The following is a 16,612-nucleotide window of genomic DNA, read 5'->3' on the forward strand; positions in this document are numbered from 1 at the left end:
AGTCTCCGGACACTCCGGGGCGATTCACAGTACCGTTCGCCTACCCCGCCACTAGTTCCATCAGCTTGGAGTAGCTGTCGGCCACGCCGTACTTCACCTGACCCTCGAACTTCTGGTTTACTTCGGCGAAGAACTTGCGAGCGCACTCGATCTTGGCATCCTCGACACCCTTCAATTGCAGCGTCGACAGCGAACCCTTCGTCTCGGCGACGAAGTACACGTGCTTGACGGAGCCTTCGGTGAACGCGATCGCCCAGTCTGGGCTGTAGTCGCCGACTGGCGTCGGGATGAAGAACCCTCGAGGGAGCTTGGCGTAGACGGCAACTTCGGTGCTCGTGTCCAACTCGGTCACGAACTCCCGCTCGACGTTCGAGTCTGTGACGACGTAGTCGTACACGTGCTTCTTGAGCTTCTCCCCTGCCTTCGTGAAGTCCTGGGCGCTCTGGTTCTCAGTGAAGATCGCCGAGTCGAACCTGTCTGCGAGCGCGTCGTAGGCCAAGTGCTCGACGATGACGGTCGCCTTCTGCTCGTTGATCAGTCGTGCCGCCTCAGTGATGAACTGCTCACCCGCAGCGACCTCTTTCGCCTTGGGCACAACGCTGCTGCCGACCCGACCGACGACGACGCCCTGCTCGCCCTGTTGTGGAACACCCTGGCCTGGGGCACGGGCCGGAGCCAACGCGGCAACCGGCGACGCATCGACGCGGTGCTGGACCCGGAGCGCAGGGAGCACAACGTCGCTCTGTTGCAGACGGCTGCAGCCAGCGCACGCGACGGTCAGCCGGCCGAGGCCTACCGCGCCTTGGTTCGTCGCGGAGGTACAGCCATCCGTGGTCTCGGGCCAGCGTTCTTTACCAAGTTCCTCTACTTCGCATCGGAGGGAACCCCAGGCACGCGCTGCCTGATCCTCGATGCGCGCGTCGCTCACAACCTGGCCCGAGACGCCGGCTGGCGCTCGTTGCCACACCGGGGCAACAACTACTCCTACAACTGGTACACGGACACCTACGTGAGCTACTGCGAGTTGCTCGAGCGGTGGGCCGCAGAGGAGAGCAGCGAGCGCGGCATCGAGATCTCGCCCGACGAGATCGAGCGAGCCCTGTTTGCCGGCAAAGTCGTCGAATAGCCCTCTTCGAGAAGCGCATTCAGGCGCATCAGCCGCACCACCCGACGGACCCGAGGACGCGCCGTCCTGACCTCCCGGCGGCGCCGCTGCATTCACACCCGGAAGCCGCCACCCAACGCCGCCCGCAAACTGCTCGAACGAACGCTCCGCGCCGGCCTCGAACCGGTAGATGAGGCTACGTGTCGGCCGGCTTTGCCGCGTCCCAGACTCGGTCGAACCAGTCTGAGACAAGGGGCCAGACAATCTCGATTCCGTCGTCCACTGTCTCGATAGCGAGTCCAAGTTCGTCTGGAACCACGAAATCGTGCGGGATGACGCGTCCAGACGCGTCGCGGCGCTCTTGCGGATCCGAGAAACGGAGAGCCACGGCGCCGGCCACCCGATCACACGCGGTGGACTCGTCCTGATCAACTCGCTCGAATGCTCGCTCGTACTCCGGCAACGGGTCGGGCAGGCCGCCGTCCAAGACGAAGCGGAAACCCCACGACTTGCCCCTGGTCAACCAGATCAGCCCGTCCGCGCCGGGAGAAACGGCCGTCACTTCCGGCTCTTCAACAGCAGTCGCTCCTCAACCCCACGCTCCAAGTCGAGCTTGAACTGCGTAAGGGTCGCAGCGAGTACGTCACGGTTGGCCCGGGCCTGCTCGTTCGCGTCCTTGAGCGCGTCGCCGGCGAGCCGTGCTGCAGCGACGAGAGCCGGTGATGCGGCTGTTGAGAGCTTGCCCACTCTGGGCACCTTCTTAACAACCTTGGTCAGGAAGCCTCCGGCAACGAGTCCCGCCGCAATTGTCTCGGCGCCATCAGCAAGGGATTCGAGCACCTTGCGAGGAATGTTCATGCGATCCGTCCATTGCACACGACGCTCGAGCGGCAGCGCGGTTGCGATGGGAAGGATGAGGTCGACGCCCATTTGCCGAGTCACGTCGATGCTCTCCGCTGCATTGTCGCGATCGGGTGCTAGCTCGAACTTCGCGGACGACAGCAGAAGGAAGTCATCTCCGACCGACAGCGCTTCGGGCGTGTCTACGAGCTCCGCGATGGTGCTGCGCAGCCGTTCCACGTCGCCGAGTGCCTTCCAGGTGATCATGTCGCGGAAGGCGTGGACGTCGAGGTCTGGCAGCAGGTCGGCCTTCGACAGAGCGATGATCCAAATCCGCGGGAACTCGACGATTGGCTCGTCGTCGGTCTGAAGATCGTCCTTGATCCGAAGCAGCCCCTGCCTGAAATTAGTGAACAAGGCACTGAGGTACCGCTCTTCTTCGCCGCGGTGATCCAGAAGCTTGCGACCATCGACTAGGAACATGGCTACATCGGAGCGCATGAGCGACCGGAACGTGTCCACCCGCCGGCCCTCCTCCGCCGCACTGGAGGGCGTCTCCTCAAACCACTCACCCGGGTAGTCATGCCACGCGAGACGGAGAGTGTCGAACGTACGGTCCTTCGACGCAGCCGCAGTGTCGCCTTTCAGCTTCACCGAGAAGTAGTAGGTCGTCGAATCCAGCCTGGTGGCCGGCGGGGCCGTCGCATGATCGCGCATGCCGACGAAATTACGGTTGAGTCTGCTCCCCTGGCCCGTGTCGTCGGCGACGAGGTCCCACAGGTCGTTCTTGTAGGTCCCCTGCTGGGTCGGTCCGTAGAACGAGGAGACGAGGACGGTCTTGCCGGAACCCGACTCGCCGAAGACGGCGACGTGCTGCTCCCGAACCCTGGGGTACTTAGCCATGGCGCGAATGTACCCAAGCTCCGCGAGCTAAATGTGCCTCACTCCGAATTCCCGCGCTATCGGACCGGATCACCGACCCATGGGCAGAGGCGCAGCACTCACACCGGAAGCCGACGCTCCAACGCCGCCCGCAACTGCTCGAACGAACGCTCCGCACCGGCCTCGTCGTACATCGAGGTGTCTGCCATGAAGACCCGTGCGGCACCCGCATCGCCCCAGTCGACCCGGGCTCCGCCACGCGGACGCCGGCCAGGCGTCGCGCGTCGCACTCACACCTATGCGGGCGGGCCGACGTCACAGTTCCCCGGTTGTCCCGAAGTACCCGTCCACGGTCGCCTCGCGCACGGCGTCGACCGTGCTGCGCACCTGCCGCCCCAAAGCCCGGTACTGCAGAAAGATCCGCTCCAAGTACGTCGCAACGGTCGACTCCGATAACGGAGGATCGAAGGATCGGGCAACGCCACGGCGGGTGTGTCCCTCCGACAGCAGTTAAAGCACCTGCACCTCGCGGGGGCTTAGCCGGGCACAGACGTCGGGGTCGTTCACGAAGGTGAAGGCAAGGTCGCTCGACACGGCGAACTAGGTGCGGCTGGTCGCCGCGTCGGCAGTGATGGCGGTCATGGCGACCCTTCCTTTATATCGAACGTTGTTCTATTCTGAAGGGCTGCGAGAATAGAACAGTGTTCGATGGCGCAAGCCGCCGTGATGAAATGGGCGCCATGACCCCTCGCACCACCGGCTCCAGCCGCGCCACGCGCAACCGCGAGCGCCCGCGCGCCTCGCACTCGATGGACGCGGTGATCTCCGAAGCCGTCGCCCTCACGGACGAGGGTGGCGACAGCGCGCTGACCTTCCGGGCGCTCGGCGCACGGCTGGGTGGCGGAGCGACGAGCATCTACTGGTATGTGTCGAACAAGGACGAATTGCGCGACAAGGCAAGCGATTACGTCATCGGCGACGTGCTCGAGCAGACCGAGGAGTTCATCGGCGACGCCGACCCGATCCACAACCTGCGCGCGATGGCACTGGTCGCGTTCGACGCCATCTCCGCGCGCCCGTGGCTGGCCGACTACTTCATGCGCAACACGATCAGCCAGCCCAACAGCCTGCAGCTCTACGAACGCTTCGGCCAACAGGTGCTGCGCCTCGAGCTCACTCCCCTGCAGAGCTTCCACGCGGTGTCGGCGGTGCTCGGGTTCGTCGTCGGCAGCGCCGCCGACATCGGGCAGCAACCCCCGCAGGAGGTGCTCGACGGAAAGGTGAGCCGGCAGGAGTTCTTCGAGCACGTCGTCGCTCAATGGCGGGCGCTCGACCCGGCCGAGTTCCCGTTCATGCACCACATCCTCGAAGAGTTCGCCGAGCACGAGGATCGCGACCAGTTCGCGGCCGGGCTCGATCTGCTGTTGGCGGGTCTGGGGCTGCAGGCTCGGCGCTAGAGCGCGTACGCGCGAAGCTCCCCGCCTACCACCGCCGCCGGCGGCAGGACGGCACTCGGCCGATTGACCCCCATCGATTTCGAGGCCATTAGGACCATGCCAGCCACTCAGGCAGCGTGACCCGACCTGTCACCTAACCGTGCAGCAGTCCCGCAGGCTCATCACGGCAGGTAAGCCCTCTACGAGCTGGTACTATAGAGCGGTTCGCAGCTTGAAAGCTGGGGGCGGACCCATTTCGAAAATGGGGCGTCCTAGAGGTTGTGGTGGTGCTGTTGGTTCTCGGCGTCGTTCGCCTACTAAGTGACTGGCCTATGGCCGACGACAAATGTAGCAACGACAAGAGAGACAGGAGATCCATCATGAGATCAGACACGTTGAAGAAGTTCTACAACAAGGTGACCGCTTGGCGGCCGCAACGGCCGGGACGCAAGTTCTGGCAGTACGTAATGGAATCAATGTGGGCTTATGGCGCTGGTGTATTGGCAGCACGCCCCCTACCTTGAAGTTGTGAACCCAATGAGGGTCCCGGACCACGTGTCGGGGGCCCTCATTGAGCCAAATTCCCTGGCCCTCCAATTCATGCTTCTTCGCCGTTGAGCGTGGGACCCGAGTTGCACAGTTTTATTGTGGGCCAAGAAGACGGAGGATCTGCTCGGTTTCGGGGGTGAGTTGCGGCTGGGCGGTGATGAGGTGTCCAGCGATGCTGACCTGCACTTCGCGTAGTGGCCTCAAGGTGGTGACGATGCGTTTGATGCTGAGCCCGGTTTCGTTCTGCAGGTGCGGGCGACCGCGAGGGCAGCGAACACGATCGTCAGGTGGGCCTCGATCGCGTCCCGGGTGTGGTGGAACATCGGCCGTGCTCGTAGGTCGGTCTTGGACATCCGGAAGGACTGCTCGACCCGCCACAAGTCGTGATAGTTCCCGATGACCTCCGACGCGGTCGCCAGGTCGGCGGGGATGTTGGTGACGTACCCCTTCAACCCGACCAACCGCCGTGCCCGCGCCAGGGACGCCTCATCGAGGGATCGGGCACCGTTGTCCGTCTTGACGAACCGAGTCTTATGCGGGGCCCGCTCACCCTCCACGACGGCAACAGCCCGGTTCTCCTGCAACGTCAACGTCTTGGCGTCCCGGGCCGCACGTTTGGCCGAATACGCCCACACCGCCCGCCACGCTGTGGTGTGCACCGCTGGGTTCCACACCGGCTCGGACTTCAGCTTCACATCGTTGACTGCGCGGGCCGCCGCCGTGCCGGTGCGTGGGGTGATCGTGTCGATGATCTGCCCGTCGGTGAACGCGTCACCGTGCCAATTCCGTGCCACCGCAAATGCGACTCCAAATCCGCGGGTGCCTTCGTGACGCGGGACCCGACGATGAACCGCAGGCCGGCCTGGTCCAAAGCGGTCAGGTTGGTCGCGGACAGCATGCCCGCGTCGGCAACGATCGCGATATCGGCCAGGTGGTGCCGGTCAGCGAACTGCCGCACGATCGGCACGATCGTGGCCGTTTCGGCCTTGTTGCCTTCGAAGCAGCCGATCTCCAACGGGAACCCGTGCCGGTCGACGAGCAACCCGACCACGATTTGCGGGTCGACCCGCCGTTCCTTGGAGTAGCCGACCTTGCGTAGGTCGTCCTCGTGCTCGGCCTCGAAGTAGAGCGTTGTGACGTCGTACAGGCACAACGTCACATCCCCCGCAGTCGCGGCATGCGCGAAACACCGGGCGGCGACCTGGTCGCGGTATTCACCGACACCAGCCCGTTTCAGCGTCCGGAACATGGTACGTAACGAGGCGTGCCCGACACCGACTTCGTCCAGGACCCGAAGCGAGTCGGTCATCGAGGCCGGTTCGATCAACCGGGCAGCGACCAATTGAAAGAACGCCTCATCATCAATCGCGTTGAATCCCAGCGCATCCTACGCATCCCGTAACACCTGCAGCAACAACCGGGAAGTCTTGGCCGTGACCACAGCCTGCCGCGGATCCCTACCCGAGCCGTGTTTCGAGCCGAAGCCGAGGTCCAATTCTCCTTGGCCGGCGTGGATCTTGGCCCGGCCGGCCTCCATCAACGCGGCCAGTTCCGCCTCGGTGTGCGCCGACCCCAAGTGCTCGACCACCACGTCCCGGCGATCACGCCGGACCGCGATCTGAACCGCTGTCGCACCCGACGCCGTCCGCACCTTCCGCAGAAAAACCACGCCGTTAGTGTGTCACCCAAACAAGCCGCAGCACCCTGACCAGCACAAACACTCACCCAACCCGCGCCATCACACCCCGGAGGTCCGAGTCAGGTCATACAGCCCGTCGATCAGCCAGCGATTCTCGGCCGGCGCGCGAAGCGCCTCCCGGATGTCGGCGTACGCCAGCCCCTGAGCCCACCTAGATAGAGTCACTTCACTCTCCCATTCGAGATTGTCAACCGTCGACCTTGTGACGGCACGTGTCGAACTGCTGCGCACAAGCCTCCAGCCCGCAAGCACCACGCCACCCATCTCGGCCGCTGTCAGAAACGACGCGATCATCTCTTGTCGACCTCGTCGGATTCGGGAGCAAGCATGCGGAAGCGACCTCGCCCGGATGGGCCGCAACCAGTTCAGCACCGTTGACCGTTGCGCACATGGGGATCACGAAGTCACAGTCGAACACGTCACATTCGCCGTCGTTCTCATCGAGGGTTCGCGAGACAGAGCTGTTCGACCTCAGTAGGCCAACCAGCGGTTCAGCGTCCAGCGACGCGATCGAAGCCCACCTGACCATCGTGTTCGCTGCCCTCGCGGTCGCCCGCTACCTGCAGAACGAAACCGGGCTCAGCATCAAACGCATCGTCACCACCTTGAGGCCACTACGCGAAGTGCAGGTCAGCATCGCTGGACACCTCATCACCGCCCAGCCACAACTCACCCCCGAAGCCGAGCAGATCCTCCGTCTTCTTGGCACACACTAAAACTGTGCAACTCGGGAGGGTTCGCGAGACAGAGCTGTTCGACCTCAGTAGGCCAACCAGCGGTTCAGCGTCCAGGACCGAGATCACTTGATCCCGCCTTTTGCCAGCCAACACGCGCCGACGACTGCAAGGTCACCGGACACGTCCTGCGCAACTTCGCCAGTTGCCCGATCCCGCACTCGAACGCTTCCGTCGCGCCCTGGCACCAGAGGCACACCGAGCTCGTCGGTTCTTTCGATACCAAGGGGGCGACTTACACGGCACCGCCTTCTACCTGTCCATCCCGCCGGCGGCCTTCGGCACCGTGTGTCAGCACCGAAGCCGTGGACGGCCGCTACAACTCCCCGCTGCATCCTCCACAGCCGCGCACCACCGTCTCCGCGTGCTCGTGATAGGTGGAGGGCTGAACCTTTACCGCATTACCAACGAGTCCGCCGGCCATCTTGTCTCACTTTAAAATATCCACGAGCTCGTCACCAATGAGGCCACCTGTTGTATCAATATTCCCGAGAAGGAAGCTATTGGAAATCACGTCGTAAGGTATCGCAGATAGCCTGTGTCCATCAACCACAAAGCTCATCGGGGCGCGAAATCTTGTGGTCGATGGATATATCAGCGCACTATTCAAACAATCGAAGTGTCGCGCATATGTGTACATTTGATACACATCGGCACTCGACAGCGGGGCCGAGACTTCCCCTGGCCAATCCCCATGATCTGCAACGATTTCGGTACTTGCCTCCTGGGAAGTCCAGTTCGAGGCGACCTTCCATTTCGTATCTAGAATTGCAGCCACATTCTGTCCATTTAGAACCATAAGGTCGGGCTTAAGCAGGAAAGTACCGGACCCATCCGAACGCACTCCCAAGTGTGGGTTCAGTGCGCCAACACCTTGCTGGACAAGGACCCGCGCACCCTGGAGTTTCGCCAGCCGCTCAGCCAGTTTTTTGGCGACGATACGTTCGAAGAGTATATGAGTGTTCCACAGCCACGACTCGCTTTTCTGGTAGCCCACCGTTACGCCAGTTGCTGGAACAAGAACGAGACGGCACCACGGTTCGATGGCACGGTAGTGCCCCATCAGTTGGGTTTGATCCCAGCGTCGGAAGTCCCCAACCACGTCTACTGATTCCCGTACCTCCCTCATAGCGTCCGAAAGGTAGGCGGCGCGCGTGCGATGAATTGCTACCGATGATTTGCGGGCAACCACACCCAGCGCCGATTTAATCAATCTGTTCTCAGGGCGATCGAGCGAAAACAGAAGTTCGCTTACGGGTGTCAGGTGTCGTTGGCCGCCATGCAGTCGCACCTGGGACGCAAAGTTGATCCTCCCACGAACATAAGGTCGTATGGATTGCGACGGTCGATACCTTGCCCTCAAACCTTGCTCGACTACCAGGTCAACCTCGATCATGAAATTCTCCATAGCTCGTTCAGAGAAATCCATTCGCAAACCATCACTGTCGCCTATGCCGATTATTCGCGCACTCGGCGAACCGATAAACTCTTCAATGAGAACATTGGCTAGACGCCGCGCCGCAGGCAGATCACCGTCGATCTCAAATGTCTTCGGAAGAATCTCAACAGAGTGGCCACCGATTTGAACGATCCCGATTCTCCCACCGCCATTCAAACCGTCGCCGTGCGCAAACGCCCGGACCCTGCGAGAACCGGTCTCTAGCAGCGGCGTAGCCCACACATCTCGAAATTTGGAAATTGGGAAACCTGGCGGAACCTGGTGACTGCTAAGGTGACCCGTCTCGCCAATCTGAAGTCTCATCCGCGCCGACGAACCAGCTCAAGCGCCTGGTGCTGGGTGGTTATTCGGATGGACGTCCACAGACAATGGAAGGCCAGCAACCTGGCGATAGAAGTCGACATTGGTGAGCGGCTGGTCACTGAAATTCCACACCTTGTCTAGCCCGGGAATCGGCGAAGCTGCTTGTCGCACGAGATTCCAAGGTTGATTCGTAGTGTCCAATTGACCCAGCGCGCGCATGATCGACTCCGGATCATCAAAGAAATATTCGCGGAGGAGAGGGACCACTTTCCGGCCAAATATCTCCGCCAGCGTTGATATATTTCGCAACTCCGGATGCGCCAAGGGCATGAAGAATGCATGGCCTACGAGGTAGTCACTTCCCCGCAACGCATCAAGCCTACCGTTCAGTCCGCTCAGAATATCTCGGACCGAGATCTCCTCCACTTCCCAAAATGAACCCGTATCGGAGTCTTTAAAAAGATCGACAGCGGGTGGTATCTGTCGGAACTCAAATCGGCGGCGAAGAGCGGCATCTAGACCAGTGAGGGAGCGATCTGCGGTGTTCATAGTGCCGACTAGAAAAACGTTGTCAGGAACCCCAAACGCTTCGCGCGAATATGGGAGGACTGCGGTCAGCGACTCTGGGCGACCCAGTCTTTTATCGTCTTCGATCAGTGAAATCAGTTCGCCAAATATCCCGGATACATTTCCTCGATTGATTTCGTCAATGATGAGGACAAAAGCATCACCCGGATGCATCCGCGCGCGCGCACATATCATCCTAAAGATGCCTGGCACGATCTTATAGGAAAGGTCGTTGGTGCCGTGGCCATCGTCGAGAGTCGGACGAATGCCTTCCACAAAATCTTCGTAGCTGTATGACTGGTGAAAGGTCACGAACGCGACTGCCCCCGCCTCCGTAGCCATCCGAAACGCTTCAAGCACGGCTTCGCGATCATTGATATCGACCTGGGTTCCCAGGATTTCGAGGGCGAGGCTCGCAGTCCGGTACGTCTTCCCAGTTCCGGGTGGGCCGTACAAAATTATATTGCGAGCGTTCGCCGATTCGTAAGGCATCGTTTCGGGCAGACCCTCGATCGACCCCGCAGAAATTACCTCAACCTCTCCGGCGAATCGATCGCAAATTTCGCGCACTTCACTTTCGGCCAACTCATTCATTGCGACCATCTATTTGCTAGACCTTCCTCAAGACTCAATGCCGTATCAAAAATTGCTCCCCACTCGCCGTCGTCCTGAAAGTGAAAGTCGGATCGGAACTGTTCAAAGATGCCGCCCAGGGGTGGCAGCCCGTTTGCAAAAGGGTGTTCATGCCCCCATTCGAAAGCGGGTCTCTTATAGAACCAAATTGCGCACGAAAGAGCGGGTAGCTTGGTCGTAACACCCGATCTTGTGAGCGCCTTTGCCGAGAAGATTTGGGCGTAGTCGAGTGCAAAGGACTGCGAGTCGCCAGTCAAGGCGCCAGCATGCCAACTGTTATTGAAAGTCTTTTTCCTTGACGTTGCGAGATTGCTGTGGTAATAACCCTCCGGAAGCCACGTCATACAAAATGGGTCGAAGTACGGGCGATCACTTTGTCTGAGCCGAAAGAACTGATCCATAAATTTTCGATCGAGGTCTTCCGTGTATGCGATTGACGCGCCTGGACTGATTCCGGCGTGCTTCAGAGGAAGTACGGACCACACGTGACGGCTCGGCTGGGTTGAGACCTTCGTCCCCCAAGCCTTGAGCGCGTCGAGCGCACCTACCAGGTCCTCCTGTTGGACGAGTTTGCTAACCACTTTGACATGCTCCGCCATCGTCGTGTGTACGAAGGTGATCAAGTACCGCTTCGCCCACTACCTTGCCAAGTAGTGGCGGTACCGCATTTCCAATTTGACGAGGTATGGCCGATCCGTAAAAACGGAATGCGTCTGGAAAAGATTGCAGCCTGGCCGCCTCGCGCGCCGTGATTGCACGATTCTCAGATGGATGCGTGAATGCACCAGATGAAACATTCTTAAAGTTGCATGTGATTGTGTATGACGGGGCAGACGGCGAGAGTCGGTAATAGAGCGTTGTGCAATCGCGTCGAAGTTCGCCAGTTGATATCCTACGCATGCGCTGGAAGCGACTAGGAAGGCGCTCTGGCGGAATTGTCCTCAGCCCATTTCCTGGTTTGACTTGTGAGATTATCTCTAGGGCGAGGTCGGACACGGGTCTCGAAATGTGATTCCAGATGTCAGTGGTCTCTCGGCGCATTTCCTTCTGGTAGTCAGTAAGAACGGCCGTCTCCTGCTGCTGCAGGGGCTCGGTGCGGGAATCGACAGCGATGCCTGGGAGGTCCCCTATCGCCTGATCGACGGTGACGTAGGGTTCCAGCTGTCCCCCGAGGACGGCGGGCGAATCACTCGGACCATGGGTTGGATCCGGAAATTTTATGGTCGAGCCCAGCTTGCTTGCCATGAATATGACTCGCTCACGCCTCTGCGGAACGCCAAAGTCTGCAGCGTGAAGTAGCTGGCCCTCAACGCTATACCCTAGCGATTCGAAGCTGTCGACAACCTGGCGCTTAAAAGCGCCCTTGCCGGAGATTATGAGACCTTTGACATTCTCCATCAGGACTGTTGTGGGCTGGAGTTCGTCTACTAGCCGCAAGAACTCCCTGTACAGGAAGTTCCTTGGATCATCGACTAGCCGCTTGCCGTGGGTGCTGAAGCCTTGGCAGCTTGGCCCTCCGGCAAGCAGATCGATGTGATCCACCCCTGCAGCCGCAAGTATGTCCTTTCCTGTGACTTCGCGCACATCTCTGTTAAGGATCGCGGCGTCGGCGTGGTTTGCCTCGAACGTGCGCAGGGCGTGGCTGTCGAAATCAAGACCTAGGGCTACCCTGAAGCCTGCCTCCTGGAGGCCGAATGACAACCCTCCGGCTCCACAGAACAGGTCGATCGCGACGGGTCGGTTGCCGTTATTGATCGTTGCTTGAGCTCTCATCGTGTCTCCTTTGGCGTTGCGCATGCGAGCAACATACGGCGGGGTACTGACAGCCTGGCGCGATAGTATCGTGCAGGTGCGTGGGTCCTTGGCATGCCGCCAACGCACTGCAGAGCGTCACGCGGGTAGCGTGGTCGGTCCCGGGCCTGGTTTCCCTGCATGGGCGGCGCGACGAAGCGGGTCTCTCAATCCGCCGCAACAGCGTTGGTGTGTCCACCTCGGAGATGGACCGTTCCACTCAATGCCGTCGAGGAGCGCGCTCCTGGAGAGGACGGACGAGCCAACCTAGCCCATGTTGCGGCTTTGATGAGCCGTATGTCGCCTGCAGCCGATCGCGTTGAATCTCGTAGTGCACCTTCGTCCGCGCACGACATCGTTGGCCATTCGGTCAACCGTTCAGCGGTCCGTCGGTCGGTGCAAACAGCGTACGTCGAACGATGACTTGGATCGAGCGTTGTGCGCGCAGTTGATCTTCGGCGATGCGGCCTGCGGGATGCCGGGCGTTACCGATGCTCTCGACGCCGACGAGGTGCCAGGTCTTGACCGGCGGCAGTTGAGCGTCGTCCTCGTCGTCAAGGCCAGCGAGGATCTGATTCGCCAACTCTGGGGTGACCTGGCGGACGAGGGCGGACGCGACGTGCCGGCTGATCACGTGGCGAAGATCAGCGTCGTGGACGTCCTTGAGGTGAGCGACGAGGTCATCGTCGAGATCGTCGAGAGCGCGTGCGAGGCCAGCGTCGACCAGACGCTCGTATAGCCCAGGCTCCATGCAGTCCCCTTGCCTCGCAGACGCGGTGAGCCGTCATCGTCTCAGGCGCGATGTGGGTCAGTTCCGATTGAGTCCATGCTTGCGCGTGTCGAGAGCTTGCTTGAAATGACTCTCCGCCTCATCGATGTCGCGCGTGGGCGTTGCCGGATCGAAGACACGCAGGATCGAGTAGCGGAAGGTTGCCGGATCGAGCCCGCGGAGCTCAACGTTGCCGCCGTGACCAGTTGTTGCGTACTCGCTCCACCGCTGGAGAATCGTCTCGGCGCCGTCGGCCTTGCCGACGTATTGGCGCCCGTCACGGGTGTCGGTGATCAGGTAGATGCCTTTGACCGAGGCGAGGGCGGTGCGCCATCCCGCGTATCGGTGCTCTCGCGTCAGCGCTTGAAGTTGCACGCGGTCGACGATGAGCCTGTCAAAGCCCGGGAAGCGCAGCGGCCGCGCGTCGGCGACCTCTGCCACGCGGTACCCCGTGGCGGTGGTGCCGTGCACCCGCCACGCTCGCGGCGCCGGCCAGGAGATGACCAGCCGGTTCCTGAGGTCGGCCAGATCGTCGGAGACCCTGAGGTCGAACCCGCGACGCGTGCCGTCGTTGTAGGTCTCTCCATGGTTGTCGACGACCGACCAGAGGCGAGCCCGGTCTCCGCCTTCCTTCATGAAGATGACCCACTGTCGAGGCGGGGCTGCCGGGAAGGTCCGAGTATCCGCGGACTGCCGCGATGTGTAGGCGAGAATCTCGTCGTCAGTCGAGTCGGCGTGGAGACCGCGCTCGCCGTCGGCATGGGCAAGCACGAACGAGTGCCGGATCACGATCGCGTGACCCGGGTCGATCCCGGCGCTCGCGAGGATTGGGCCGAGTGTGAGCGTCATTACGACTCCACCCCCATCTGCCCCTCCCCGACCATGACCTCGAGCAACGTAGAGATCCACCGCTCAGCTTTGTCCGCAGCGGCTCACCTTCGGCTTGTTCCTAGCAACTAGCCGCGGTACGGCTCCGTCACGCTCCGAGCCTCGTATGTTATGCCAATGGACACTCGGGTCAGCACGCCGACGAAGCTGTTCAACCTCCCGCAATACCTCAGGATCCCGCTGTTCCAGCGGCCGTACGTTTGGCGCGAGGACCACCAGTGGCAACCCATGTGGGACGACGTTCGGCGACTCGCCGAGCTCCGCCAATCTGCTGCAGCCGATGCCACCCACTTCCTCGGTGCAGTGGTCATGCAACAGCTGTCCGGTCGACAGATGGGGGACGCGGAGGAATACGCCCTCATCGACGGACAGCAACGGCTCACCACCGTCCAACTTCTCATCGACGGTGCCGCCAGGATCTTCGATGCGCGTGACCTCACGCTCGCTGCACGACGACTCCGCCGGTTGACGCACAACCCCGAGGACCTTGGCTTCGAAGGTCGAGCCCAGCTCAAGATTCAACATAGCAACGACGACGCTGACCCCTTCGCGTCCGTGATGTTGCCGGGGCCCATTCTCGATTACGACGACCTCGATCGGGACCACAGGATCGTTCAAGCCCATCAGTTCTTCAGCGCGGAGGTCTCCGAGTGGTTGGCTGACGCTGGCGATGCCTCCGCGGTCGCCGAACGCGCCGACGCGCTTGCGAGCGTGTTGCTCACGGGGCTCGAGTTCGTCGTCATCTCTCTTACGGCGGACGAAAACTCACAAGCCATCTTCGAAACGCTCAACGCTCGTGGCACACCATTGACACAGGCCGACCTCATCAAGAACTTCGTGTTCCAGCGACTGGAGGCCGAAGGAGTCGACACGGCTGCCGCCTACTCCACGCATTGGAAGATGTTCGACCAGAAGTTCTGGACGACCGAAGTAAGCGTCGGCCGGTACCTCGTCCCGCGGGTCGCGCTGTTCCTCAATCACTGGCTCGTTGCACAGACGGGTGAAGAAGTGAGCACTCAGTCAACGTTCATTCGCTTTCGCCAGTGGTTTGAGTACTCGGCCGCACGCTCTATGGACGACATCGTGAAGGCACTCCATCGCCAGGCACTGCAGTACGAGGGGTGGATCCATGCCGCGAAGCTGCGAGACGGAGCGCTGGATGCGCCCAGCCTGTTCACCTACCGAACGCAGGCGGCCGGTTTGGAGGCGGTGAAGCCGGTCCTCATCTGGTTGTACGACTCCGAGCTTTCGATTCCATCCGACATCGCTGATGCCGCACTCGGCTGGGTCGAGAGTTGGATCCTGCGGCGCTCCTTGCTACGCCGACCGACAGCTGACGCGAGTCGGCTGGTCGCCACTCTGATTCGTGAACTACGGGGAGTGGAGAAGTCCAAGGTCGCCGACGACACACGCGGCTTCCTCGCAGCCCAAGACCGTCCGGGCACTTACTGGCCGTCCGATCGGGAACTCCGCACGGAACTGCTATCCGCTGCGGCGTACCGCCAGCATTCGCGCGGGCGGCTGCGGATGTTCCTCGAGGCGGTCGAGGACGACGCCCGCGGATACACCTCCGAGACTTCTCGCACGGGCAGCCGGGTGCCGCGGGACACGATGCACATCGAGCATGTCCTGCCCCAGCGCTGGCGCACCAACTGGCCCGTCGAGAATCTAAGGGCCGAGGTCGAGCGCGATGCGCACATACATCGGTTCGGAAACCTCACTCTTCTCACCGCTTCGCTGAACTCCTCGGTCTCGAACGGCCCGTGGGGAGGCGAGAAAGGCAAACAAACCGCACTACGCAAGCACGATGTGCTCCTCATGAATCGCCAGATGCGAGACCTGCCGTCGTGGTCCGAAACGGACATCGATGCGCGAACCAACGAGACGATCGAGGCGCTTATCCGTACCTGGCCGACTCCTGCGAACCACGATACGACCCCGATGTCCCTCGCGGGTGGACCGGAGACAGCTTGGATCGAGTTCCGGGAGATCGTCGCTGCGGGCCTCCTCGGACCCGGCGACGCGCTCGTCGGTCGCGACCCAAGCACGACGGCGACCGTCACGGAGCGGGGGAGACTGCTGGTCAACGGGGTCGAGCATGAGACTCCCAGCGGCGCCGGTCGAGCGATTCTGGGGCGTGCCGTGAACGGCTGGCAGTACTGGCGGCTCCCAGATGGACGCCGGCTGAGCGAGCTCCGAAAGAATCTTTCGAGCCAATCCGGCACCGCTTAGGGGCGTGGGACTGCCTGCGCCTTCCCTGATCCCTCAAGCCAGGCCAGCACGTCGAACACACGCAACGGGCTGACCTCACTGCCGAGCCCCGCATCCTGGCGCAGGTCCTCGAGCCGGTCGTGGAGGCGGCGGTGCGGCGTCTCCTGACGTAGTGCCGCGTGGAGCGGCTGCCACTGCTTACCCGACGGAAACACGGTCCCCCTCAGCACCGAGTCATAAACAGGCACAAGTCGTGGGCGCTTTCGGGCGATCAGCTTCGCGGTCTTGGTCGCGCCCACGTTGTGGAGCTTTCGAAGCTCGTGCCAGAGCGCCCACACCGGGCCGTATTTCTTTCCCGACTCGCTGACGTCGTCGACGTCGACAAGGTCCAGGTCGTCGCCGATGGCCGACAGAAGCTGATCGAAGCGATCCTTCTGCTTCACGAGAATCTGCACCGCCGCGTCCCCGGGGAGGTCTACCCCCAACAACGACAGCGATGTCAGGTCGTCCGAGGTGAAGGTGTTCTGCGAGCTTGCCCGGGTACCCGAAGGGTCCCAGGCATCCCACTGACCACCGCTGAACAGCGGGCGGCCGGGCGAGACTTCGTCGAAGAAGTAGAACTTCAGGAGGCCAACAGCCCAAGTCTCGTTCCCTGGCTGCAGGGACGTCGGAAGGTTCAGACCTTCGTAGCTCAATTGTCCGTCGCTCATGGTGTTTCCTCCCGAGGTAGCAGCTCGACGTCATCA

At 61.5% G+C, this 16,612-nt stretch carries 13 protein-coding genes and 2 pseudogenes; 5 read left to right on the top strand and 10 right to left on the bottom strand.

Annotated elements, in window-relative coordinates; all coding sequences use genetic code 11:
* Positions 1-40: 40 nt before the first annotated feature.
* On the bottom strand, positions 41-595 hold the full coding sequence (locus ACYU8W_RS00355; RefSeq protein ID WP_499465705.1) for a restriction endonuclease: 555 nt from the start codon (positions 593-595) through the stop codon (positions 41-43).
* Here ACYU8W_RS00355 and ACYU8W_RS00360 point away from each other — a divergent pair.
* Positions 500-1,126, top strand: coding sequence for an 8-oxoguanine DNA glycosylase OGG fold protein (locus tag ACYU8W_RS00360; RefSeq protein WP_499465707.1), 627 nt, complete (start codon positions 500-502; stop codon positions 1,124-1,126). The genes ACYU8W_RS00355 and ACYU8W_RS00360 overlap by 96 nt on opposite strands.
* Positions 1,127-1,663: 537 nt before the next feature.
* Here ACYU8W_RS00360 and ACYU8W_RS00365 read toward each other — a convergent pair.
* Together ACYU8W_RS00365 and ACYU8W_RS00370 are read right to left on the bottom strand one after the other, a co-directional pair.
* Positions 1,664-2,848, bottom strand: a complete 1,185-nt coding sequence (locus ACYU8W_RS00365; protein WP_499465709.1) for a TRAFAC clade GTPase domain-containing protein — start codon at positions 2,846-2,848, stop codon at positions 1,664-1,666.
* Positions 2,849-2,946: 98 nt separating this feature from the next.
* Positions 2,947-3,117 carry a hypothetical protein gene (locus tag ACYU8W_RS00370; protein ID WP_499465711.1) on the bottom strand — a complete coding sequence of 57 codons (171 nt, stop codon included), beginning with the start codon at positions 3,115-3,117 and terminating at the stop codon, positions 2,947-2,949.
* A gap of 450 nt (positions 3,118-3,567) precedes the next feature.
* Between ACYU8W_RS00370 and ACYU8W_RS00375 the strand changes: the two genes are divergently transcribed.
* Positions 3,568-4,284 carry a TetR/AcrR family transcriptional regulator gene (locus tag ACYU8W_RS00375; protein WP_499465713.1) on the top strand — a complete coding sequence of 239 codons (717 nt, stop codon included), beginning with the start codon at positions 3,568-3,570 and terminating at the stop codon, positions 4,282-4,284.
* Positions 4,285-4,905: 621 nt separating this feature from the next.
* Here ACYU8W_RS00375 and ACYU8W_RS00380 read toward each other — a convergent pair.
* A pseudogene (locus ACYU8W_RS00380) lies at positions 4,906-6,481 on the bottom strand (IS1634 family transposase).
* Between the two features lie 533 nt (positions 6,482-7,014).
* Between ACYU8W_RS00380 and ACYU8W_RS00385 the strand changes: the two are divergent.
* Positions 7,015-7,227, top strand: a pseudogene (locus ACYU8W_RS00385) (IS1634 family transposase); the annotation flags it as partial.
* Between the two features lie 448 nt (positions 7,228-7,675).
* Here ACYU8W_RS00385 and ACYU8W_RS00390 read toward each other — a convergent pair.
* From ACYU8W_RS00390 to ACYU8W_RS00405, 4 genes are read right to left on the bottom strand one after another with little or no spacing between them, the layout of a single operon-like run.
* Positions 7,676-9,007 carry an McrC family protein gene (locus ACYU8W_RS00390; protein WP_499465715.1) on the bottom strand — a complete coding sequence of 444 codons (1,332 nt, stop codon included), beginning with the start codon at positions 9,005-9,007 and terminating at the stop codon, positions 7,676-7,678.
* An 18-nt stretch (positions 9,008-9,025) separates the two neighbouring features.
* Entirely contained in the window at positions 9,026-10,168 is a 1,143-nt protein-coding gene (locus ACYU8W_RS00395) for an McrB family protein (protein WP_499465717.1), read from the bottom strand.
* Positions 10,165-10,788, bottom strand: coding sequence for a hypothetical protein (locus ACYU8W_RS00400; protein ID WP_499465719.1), 624 nt, complete (start codon positions 10,786-10,788; stop codon positions 10,165-10,167). Before ACYU8W_RS00400 ends, ACYU8W_RS00395 begins: the two co-directional genes overlap by 4 nt.
* The gene (locus ACYU8W_RS00405) at positions 10,781-12,004 is read right to left on the bottom strand and encodes a DNA cytosine methyltransferase (protein WP_499465721.1); all 1,224 of its coding nucleotides are present in this window, start codon (positions 12,002-12,004) and stop codon (positions 10,781-10,783) included. Before ACYU8W_RS00405 ends, ACYU8W_RS00400 begins: the two co-directional genes overlap by 8 nt.
* A gap of 418 nt (positions 12,005-12,422) precedes the next feature.
* On the opposite strand from ACYU8W_RS00405, the gene ACYU8W_RS00410 reads away from it, so the two are divergent.
* On the top strand, positions 12,423-12,737 hold the full coding sequence (locus ACYU8W_RS00410; protein ID WP_499465723.1) for a hypothetical protein: 315 nt from the start codon (positions 12,423-12,425) through the stop codon (positions 12,735-12,737).
* A 69-nt stretch (positions 12,738-12,806) separates the two neighbouring features.
* Here ACYU8W_RS00410 and ACYU8W_RS00415 read toward each other — a convergent pair whose 3' ends face one another.
* Positions 12,807-13,616, bottom strand: coding sequence for a GIY-YIG nuclease family protein (locus ACYU8W_RS00415; RefSeq protein ID WP_499465724.1), 810 nt, complete (start codon positions 13,614-13,616; stop codon positions 12,807-12,809).
* Positions 13,617-13,772: 156 nt separating this feature from the next.
* Here ACYU8W_RS00415 and ACYU8W_RS00420 point away from each other — a divergent pair, with 156 nt between their 5' ends.
* A complete protein-coding gene (locus tag ACYU8W_RS00420; protein WP_499465726.1) occupies positions 13,773-15,887 on the top strand; it encodes a GmrSD restriction endonuclease domain-containing protein in 2,115 nt (704 codons plus the stop codon).
* Here the strand turns inward: ACYU8W_RS00420 and ACYU8W_RS00425 are convergent.
* Positions 15,884-16,576, bottom strand: a complete 693-nt coding sequence (locus ACYU8W_RS00425; RefSeq protein WP_499465728.1) for a DUF6308 family protein — start codon at positions 16,574-16,576, stop codon at positions 15,884-15,886. The two genes, ACYU8W_RS00420 and ACYU8W_RS00425, sit on opposite strands and share 4 nt — an antisense overlap.
* Positions 16,577-16,612: the final 36 nt, after the last annotated feature.

Source organism: Yimella radicis (assembly GCF_054778255.1).